The organism is Lysobacter sp. ISL-50 (assembly GCF_018612875.1).
In the GTDB taxonomy this organism is placed as follows: Bacteria; Pseudomonadota; Gammaproteobacteria; order Xanthomonadales; family Xanthomonadaceae; genus Lysobacter.
Map to the genome: position 1 here is coordinate 112,352 of NZ_JAGGRI010000038.1, position 588 is coordinate 112,939.

Below are 588 nucleotides of genomic sequence, written 5' to 3' on the forward strand. Positions count from 1 at the left end.
CGCATATCCAATCCTTGAAGCGGCTAGGTTCGAGGCTACGTCGTGTGGATACGACCTTCAAGGTCGAATAAATGTGCCTGAGGAAGGTGCGACTTAATTGCTGTAGTCAGCTGCGTCGAAGGCGATGCACCGTCTCAGTGCGACAACCGCTGCGCCATCAACGGCTGCAACGTCTCTACCGCGGTGCCCTGCAGGAAGCGGCAGTAACGCGGCACCTCCTGCAATTCTGGCGACACCAATACGCGCTCGGCGATTTAGGTCATTGCGATCTTCACCGTAGGATTGCTCCAGGAGATTGGCGTACTGCTGGGTAGGGATTGTCATGGCGTAACCGCCTTGGGCGTGAGAGTGATAGTGAACAACTCGTCATCCCGGAGATGAGTCATTTTCGAACGATCGGTCTGACCGAAACTAACTGGGTTTTCTGATGCGGCTTCAGGATGGCGAGGGTAGCTATCCCTTATCAGGTACGTAATTTCAGCTTGCTGAGCGATCAATTTTTCAGGATGAATATTCGGTGCAAAACGAGTTTCCCGATCCGCTCCTGTCGCTTTCAATGCGGCGCCTGCTTGCATCAATTTCCAGCGG

At 53.7% G+C, this 588-nt stretch carries 1 pseudogene; it reads right to left on the bottom strand.

Annotated features, from left to right (window positions below):
- Positions 1-320: 320 nt before the first annotated feature.
- Positions 321-588: pseudogene (locus tag J7J50_RS20380) on the bottom strand (hypothetical protein); the annotation flags it as partial.